This is a genomic window from Stenotrophomonas sp. TEPEL, from assembly GCF_004348785.1.
GTDB classification, from domain to species: domain Bacteria; phylum Pseudomonadota; class Gammaproteobacteria; order Xanthomonadales; family Xanthomonadaceae; genus Stenotrophomonas; species Stenotrophomonas indicatrix.
The window spans coordinates 2,847,601-2,854,468 of sequence record NZ_QQXJ01000001.1; the positions used below are offsets into that span (position 1 = coordinate 2,847,601).

Annotated in this window: 7 protein-coding genes; all 7 read left to right on the forward strand. The window is 68.6% G+C overall.

Annotated elements, in window-relative coordinates; all coding sequences use genetic code 11:
* Positions 1 to 26 precede the first annotated feature (26 nt).
* The 7 genes from TEP_RS12945 to rpsB all read left to right on the forward strand — a co-directional run bounded on the left by TEP_RS12945 (position 27) and on the right by rpsB (position 6,760).
* On the forward strand, positions 27 to 554 hold the full coding sequence (locus tag TEP_RS12945; protein ID WP_132825533.1) for a spore coat U domain-containing protein: 528 nt from the start codon (positions 27 to 29) through the stop codon (positions 552 to 554).
* Complete coding sequence (locus TEP_RS12950) at positions 554 to 1,309, forward strand: molecular chaperone (RefSeq protein WP_132825534.1); 756 nt, start codon at positions 554 to 556, stop codon at positions 1,307 to 1,309. The genes TEP_RS12945 and TEP_RS12950 overlap by 1 nt, the downstream gene beginning before the upstream one ends.
* Before the next feature lie 7 nt (positions 1,310 to 1,316).
* The gene (locus TEP_RS12955; protein ID WP_132825535.1) at positions 1,317 to 3,659 is read left to right on the forward strand and encodes a fimbria/pilus outer membrane usher protein; all 2,343 of its coding nucleotides are present in this window, start codon (positions 1,317 to 1,319) and stop codon (positions 3,657 to 3,659) included.
* A gap of 2 nt (positions 3,660 to 3,661) precedes the next feature.
* The gene (locus TEP_RS12960; protein ID WP_132826535.1) at positions 3,662 to 4,699 is read left to right on the forward strand and encodes a spore coat U domain-containing protein; all 1,038 of its coding nucleotides are present in this window, start codon (positions 3,662 to 3,664) and stop codon (positions 4,697 to 4,699) included.
* A gap of 100 nt (positions 4,700 to 4,799) precedes the next feature.
* On the forward strand, positions 4,800 to 5,027 hold the full coding sequence (locus tag TEP_RS12965) for a hypothetical protein (protein ID WP_165933927.1): 228 nt from the start codon (positions 4,800 to 4,802) through the stop codon (positions 5,025 to 5,027).
* Between the two features lie 5 nt (positions 5,028 to 5,032).
* On the forward strand, positions 5,033 to 5,737 hold the full coding sequence (locus tag TEP_RS12970; RefSeq protein WP_132825537.1) for a fimbria/pilus periplasmic chaperone: 705 nt from the start codon (positions 5,033 to 5,035) through the stop codon (positions 5,735 to 5,737).
* A gap of 219 nt (positions 5,738 to 5,956) precedes the next feature.
* Positions 5,957 to 6,760, forward strand: coding sequence for a 30S ribosomal protein S2 (rpsB, locus tag TEP_RS12975; protein WP_093817755.1), 804 nt, complete (start codon positions 5,957 to 5,959; stop codon positions 6,758 to 6,760).
* The last annotated feature ends 108 nt before the right edge of the window (positions 6,761 to 6,868 follow it).

Genomic DNA, 6,868 nt, shown 5'->3' on the forward strand with positions numbered 1-6,868 from the left:
AGACCTTCGGGTCAGGGAGGTTGTCCATGCGATCCACCGTTCGTTCCCCTTTGGTTTGGGCCTTGGCCCTGCTGGTGGCAGGCCCGGCCGCCGCCGCCGACACCACCACGTTCAACGTCACCCTGGTGGTCACCAAGGCCTGCACCATCACTGCGGCCGCCGCCACCAACGTCGACTTCGGCACCGCCGCCTCCACCACGGCCACCCCGACCCTGGGCCAGGGCACCGTAACCGCGCAGTGTTCGGCGCTGACCCCGTACACCATCTCGCTCAACGCCGGTGCCAATGCCGGCACGGCCAATGACGTCACCACGCGGCGGATGAAGAACACCAACGCAGCAGTGACGGCCAACAACTACGTGGGCTACCAGCTCTACCAGGATGCCGCACATACCCTGGTGTGGGGCGCCACCACGGGCACCAATACCCAGGCCGGTATCGGCACCGGCCTGGCGGTGCCCTACATCGTCTACGGCCAGATCCTCAACCTGAGCACGGCCAACGCTGCCACCGGCAACTACCTGGATACCGTCACCGCCACGATCACCTATTGATGGAGCACGCCCACATGGACGGATCCCGCCCGTGGCGCGCCACCGGCGTGGCGCTGCTCGCCTTCTGCCTGCTGCTCGGGGTCACCGCGGCCTCGGCGACCAGCCTGCAGGTCGCGCCCACCAGCCTGCAGCTGGAGGCCCGCCAGCGCGCCGGCGAACTGTGGCTGACCAACAGCGGCACCTCGCCGGTGAAGCTGCAGGTGCGGGTATTCCGCTGGGTACAGCAGGACGGCGACGAGCAGCTGCTGCCCACCGAGGACCTGCTGGCCACGCCACCGATGCAGGAACTGGCCGCCGGCCAGCAGCAGCTGGTACGGGTCATCCGCGCCGTGGCCGACGCACCGGCTGTGCAGCAGCACTACCGGCTGATCGTCGATGAGGTGCCCGATCTGGCCACGCGCAGCGAAGGCATGCAGTTCGTGCTGCGTTATTCGATCCCGGTGTTCGTGCAACCTGATGCAGGCAGCCGCCTGGCGCCGCAGCTGCATGCTCGTCTGGTGCGGCTGGACGACGGTCGCAACGGCGTGGAAGTAGGCAATGCCGGCAACAGCTATGCGCAGATCGCCGACCTCGCCCTGGGTAGCAAGGAGCGGCCGCGCATCGTCCATCCCGGCCTGCTGGGCTATGTGCTGCCCGGCCAGGTCATGCGCTGGCCGCTGCAGCGTACGGCGATCGATGCCGACAACGACCAGATCACGGCCAAGCTCAATGGCGAGTCGGAACAGACGTCGCTGCCGCCGCCACCGGCTCGCTGAGGCGCTGATGAGCGCAGCGCTCGGTGCGGCCCTGTCCCCGGTGGCCCATGCAGCCGATGTCTCCGGGGTCTCCGCCGATGCCCTGCTGCCGCCACCAACCCCACTCACGGTCAACCAGACGCTGTACCTGGACGTGACCCTCAACAGCACGCCCCGCGGCCTGCTGCCCTTCACGGACAACCGTGGCCGCCTGCAGGCCAGCCCCGAGGTCCTGCGCCAGCTTGGCTTCAACGCCAGCGGCGATGCCCCGGTGTACCTCGACCAGATCAGCGGTGCGGTGGTGCGCTATGACGCGCAGCTGCAGACCCTCACGCTGGACGTGCCACTGGACCAGTTGACCCTGCCCACGACCGTGCTCAGCCGCCCGCAGGTCCGTGCCCCGCGCGGCAGTGCCTCGCCCGGCGTCCTGCTCAACTACGACCTGTATGGCAGCCGCGTCGACAGCCTCGGCAACCTGACCCTGAGCTCTGAGCTGCGGGTGTTCGGCATAGGGGCCGGCACCTTCGAGAACACCGCGGTCAGCCGTCGCTACCAGACCGGCGAGCGGCACTGGCGCAGCGAAAGCGTACGCCTCGATACGCGCTGGACGCTGGACTTCCCGGACAAGGCGCTGACCCTGGAGGTGGGCGATTTCTACAGCGGCTTTGTCGACTGGAGCCGGCCGGTCCGCTTGGGCGGCATCCAGATCGGCCGCAATTACGGGCTGCAGCCGTACCGTGTCCTTGCCCCGACTCCGGCCTTCCTCGGTCAGGCGGTGGTGCCATCGACGGTCGAGCTGTATGTCGATGGCCTGCGCCAGTACAGCGGCCAGGTACCGGTCGGGCCGTTCCAGCTGGCGGCGCAACCGGGCATCAGCGGCACCGGCAGCGCGCAGGTGGTGGTCACCGATGCCTTCGGCCGCATGCAGACCCTGGATTTCAGCTTCTACGGCACCCAGCAGCTGCTGGCCAAGGGCCTGTCGGACTGGTCACTCGGTATTGGCCAGCTGCGCGAGGACTTCGGCGAACGCTCCTTTGCCTACGACGGCCGTACCGTGGCAAGCGCCAGCTGGCGTGGCGGCGTCAGCGACACATTCACCGGCGAAGCCCATGCCGAGGGCGGCGGCGGCCTGGCCCAGGCCGGCGTGGGTGGCTGGTGGCTGCTGGGCGGCGCCGGCGTGCTCAATGCCGCTTATGCCCATAGCCGCTACCAGGGCCTGCAGGGCGGACAGTGGGCGCTGGGGTACAGCTGGAACAACCGGCGCTTCAATTTCAACCTGCGCAGCGTGCGCAGCCACGGTGACTACCGCGACCTGGGCGCACTGCAGGCCAACCTGCCGCCCAGCATCAGCGAGCAGGCCACGGTCGGCCTGGACCTGCTGCGCCTGGGCACGCTCAGCGCCAGCTATCTGCGCCTGCGCTACCCCGACGGCGAGGACAACCGCTACGCCAGCCTGTTCTGGTCCCGCAGCTGGAGCCAGCGCTGGTCGGCCTACCTGTCGGTCAACCAGAACCTGGACAACAGCGATGACCGCAGTGTCTACCTGTCGCTGACCGCGAGCCTGGGCAACAACCGCCAGGCCAGCCTGTCCAGCCAGCGCAACGGTGACAGCCAGAGCTGGGTTGCCGATGTCACCCAGCCGGTGCCGGGCGATGGCAGCGCCGGCGGTATCGGTTGGCGCGCGCAGGTCCGCCATGGCGACGGCGGCAGCGGCGGCCTGGCCGAAGTCGGCATCCTCAACGATGTCGGCCGCTACGCCTTCGGTGCCTCGCGCCAGGCGGGCCTCAACCATGCCTATGGCAGCGCCAGCGGCAGCCTGGTGTGGATGGCCGGGCACACCTTTGCCGCCCGCGAAGTCGCTGATGCCTTCGCGGTGGTCAGCACCAATGGCATCGGCGGTGTGCCGGTGCGGCTTGAGAACCGCCTGATCGGTGCCACCGACGAGCGTGGCCTGCTGCTGATCAGCCCGCTGCTGTCCTGGCAGCGCAACCGCGTCTCCATCGACACCCTGGACCTGCCGGCGGACATGCGCGCCGATCGCATCGAGGACTGGGTGACACCCCGCCAGCGCGCCGGCACCCGGTTGACCTTCAACCTGCGTTCGCGACCTTCGCTGACCCTCACCCTGCAGGACATGGCCGGCCAGCCGCTGGAAGCCGGCAGCGAGGTGCAGCTGGCCGATGGCCGCCAGGCGTCGGTCGGCTACGACGGCCTGCTGTACCTGGAGGACGTGGCCGCTGGCACCGTGCTGTACATCACCACCAGCCGTGGCCAGTGCCGTGCGCGGGTACCGGCGTCGCCACAGGTGGTCGCTGCGGGGGCACGGCCGCGCCCAGCCCCGCTGCAATGCGTGCCGGAGGTGGCGCCATGAGCCTGCGCCTGCTGCTGGCGGGCGTGCTGCTGCTTGCAGGCCTGGTGCCCAGCCTGCCGGCCCGCGGCGCGGCCGTATGCACGGCAACCGCGGACGCCCTGCTGCCGTTCGGCAACGTCAACAGCGGCGCGGCCGGCCCGACCTCGGGCACCCTGAACATCACCGTGACCTGCACCACCGCCGCGCTGAGCCTGCTCGCCACCACCGGCGTGCGTGTCTGCGTGGGCATCGGCAGCGGCACTGGCGGCAGCACCACCACGCCGTGGCGAACGATGGTCAACGGCAGCGGTGACACCCTCAATTTCCAGCTCTACAACACCTCCAACTACAGCCAGGTGACCGGCCTGACCCCACGCGGCGTACCGCCGGCGCAGGAGCTGACCATGACCTACAACGTGCCTTTGCTGACCGGCGGCAGCGGCGCGCAGAGCGTGCAGTTGTTCGCGCAGATCCCGGCCAACCAGGTGCTGGCATCGGGCAGCTACAGCAGCACCTTCAGCGGCGCCAACGTGGTGCTGACCTGGGCCTGGAACGAGGTACTGCTGGGCAACGCCACCGTGCCGGCCACCTGCAACGGCGGCGCGACCGGCACCAACAGCGCCAGCAACGCTTTCGCCTTCAACACCACGGCTACCGTGCTGCCGCAGTGCGGCAGCTACCTGACCACGGACCTGAACTTCGGCACGGTCACCGGCGGCATTCCCGGCAACATCGACCAGACCGCCACCCTGACCCTGACCTGCCTCAAGCGCACCGCCTACCAGGTCGGCCTGAACAACGGCCAGAACAATCCGGCCCTGACCACCACCCGGCGCATGCGCACCACCATCGGCGGCAACAGCTATTACCTGCCTTACGAGCTGTATCGCGATGCAGCGCGCAGCCAGCGCTGGGGCAACACGCTTGCGCTGGACACGGTCAGCGGCCCCGGCACCGGCAGCGCGCAGACGCTGAACATATTCGGGCGCGTGCCCCCTGTGGCCGGACAACCTCCGGCGGGCACCTACAACGATCTGGTGCAGGTGACGATCACTTATTGAGGGGAGCCCGCTCTACAGAATCCAGCCTGCCGGCCGATACCGCGCATCAAGTCGACAACACGGTGGATCGCAGGTGGTTCGGGGAGTACTGATCGGGGCGATGGCCATTGCCAGCCCGGCAGCGTGGGCAGAACCGGTACCTGCTCCGCTGCAGATCCGCCTGGTCGTGGTGGAAGGCTGCGCCGGTCCTGACAGCGCCTCACGTTGCCCGGTGCCGCAGCAGCACAGCGACGGCGGTCACCTGCCGCCCCAGGTCCGTGAACTGGCCCCGCCAGTGCAGGACGAACGGGGGCATTCGCTGCCCGAACCGCCCACCACCTACTACTGATGCGGATGCGCAGGCTGCTGCTTCTGCTGGCCGCCGTGCTGCCCGTTCCCGCGCAGGCGCAGGCGCTGGAGCTGGTGCCGACCACCCTGCACCTGCCGGCTGCGCAGGGGCGGACCGAGCTGTGGCTGCGCAATCCTGGCCCCGGGCACTGGCGCGGGCAACTGCAGGTCTGGGCGTGGGACCAGCAACAGGATGCGGAACACCTGCAGCGCAGCGGGCAGGTACTGGCAAGCCCGACCCTGCTGGACCTGCCGGCCGGCGCCCGCCAGCGCGTGTGGTTGCTGCCGGCCTCTTCCGTGCCCGTGGCCGCCGAACAGGCGTTCCGTATCATCCTGGCACCGGCCGAAGCCGGCATGCCGCGCTATTCGCTGCCACTGTTCCGTGGCGAACCATCCTCCCCGGCGCGGCCCCGCCTGCAGGTCGAGGTGATGGCCGGCGCATCGCAGCCGATGCTGCGACTGCAGAACGGCGGTACTGGACACGCACGCCTGAGCGACCTGAGCTATGAGACGGCCGACGGCCAACGCAGCCTGTTGCTGCCCGGCCTTGCCGGCTACGTGCTGGCGGCCAGGCGGCGCCAGTGGTCATTGCCGCCGCGCGCCGATGGCTATGCCGGTGGCCGCTTCCACGTCCGCCTGCAGGATGGCGCAGACGTGATTCTGACCCCATCGTTACCCCCAATTGCGGCGAGCCAGCCAAGCGGGCTATAATTGCCCGGATGTCCTGCCGCCCTGTGCGCGGGACGCCGTCCACACCGGACGTCACCGGTGAATCCACACCTGCTGCCCCCATCCGTGCCGGGGTGCTCCGCAAGGAGTTCGGCCACGGAGGCAACAGGGAAGCCCAACCCCGGAACCATCAGCGCTTCCACGCGTCCCGCATACCTATCCCGCGGGCGGAATCGCCGGTTCCCCATCAGGAGTTCTGCAATGCCCCAGGTCACCATGCGTCAGATGCTGGAAGCCGGCGTCCACTTCGGCCACCAGACCCGCTACTGGAACCCGAAAATGGCTCCGTACATCTTCGGCGCCCGCGGCAAGATCCACATCATCAATCTGGAAAAGACCGTCCCGCTGTTCAACGACGCGATGAACTTCATCTCGTCGGTTGCCCAGAAGCGCGGCACCATCCTGTTCCTGGGCACCAAGCGCAGCGCGCGCGAGTCGATCCGCGAAGAAGCCGAGCGTTGCGGCATGCCGTTCATGAACCAGCGTTGGCTGGGCGGCACCCTGACCAACTTCCGTACCGTCAAGCAGTCGGTTGCCCGCCTGAAGGAACTGGAAGCCGGTGAAACCGACGGCACCTTCGAGAAGCTGGTCAAGCACGAAGTGCTGGGCCTGCGTCGCGAGCGCGACAAGCTGGAAGCCTCGCTGGGCGGCATCAAGGACATGAACCGCCTGCCGGACGCGATCTTCGTCATCGACATCGGCCACGAAGACATCGCCATCAAGGAAGCCAAGAAGCTCGGCATCCCGGTGATCGCTGTCGTCGATACCAACTACAACCCGGAACTGGTGGATTACGCGATCCCGGGCAACGACGACGCCATCCGTGCCGTGCAGCTGTACGCGCGCGCCGCTGCTGACGCCGTGCTGGAAGGCAAGGCTGCTGCACCGCACGCTGCCACCGTCCGTGAAGAAGAGTTCGCCGACGCTCCGGCCGAAGAAGGCAAGCCGGCTCGCCGCGCTCCGGCCAAGAAGGCTGCTGCCGACAAGGGCGAAGCCCAGGCCTGATCCAGGCCCTGGTGGGCGCTACGCGCCCACCTTTCCTGTCCGCTGCCGATGGCGCGACGACAGGACACTGTCACACGGGCCGGCCACCATGCCGGCCCAACCCCTTTC

Excerpts from the sequence above, each read along its gene's own strand:
- TEP_RS12955 (WP_132825535.1), top strand. The coding sequence starts at position 1,317 with ATGAGCGCAGCGCTCGGTGCGGCCCTGTCCCCGGTGGCCCATGCAGCC.
- TEP_RS12970 (WP_132825537.1), top strand. The coding sequence starts at position 5,033 with ATGCGCAGGCTGCTGCTTCTGCTGGCCGCCGTGCTGCCCGTTCCCGCG.
- TEP_RS12950 (WP_132825534.1), top strand. The coding sequence starts at position 554 with ATGGAGCACGCCCACATGGACGGATCCCGCCCGTGGCGCGCCACCGGC.
- rpsB (WP_093817755.1), top strand. The coding sequence starts at position 5,957 with ATGCCCCAGGTCACCATGCGTCAGATGCTGGAAGCCGGCGTCCACTTC.
- TEP_RS12965 (WP_165933927.1), top strand. The coding sequence starts at position 4,800 with ATGGCCATTGCCAGCCCGGCAGCGTGGGCAGAACCGGTACCTGCTCCG.
- TEP_RS12945 (WP_132825533.1), top strand. The coding sequence starts at position 27 with ATGCGATCCACCGTTCGTTCCCCTTTGGTTTGGGCCTTGGCCCTGCTG.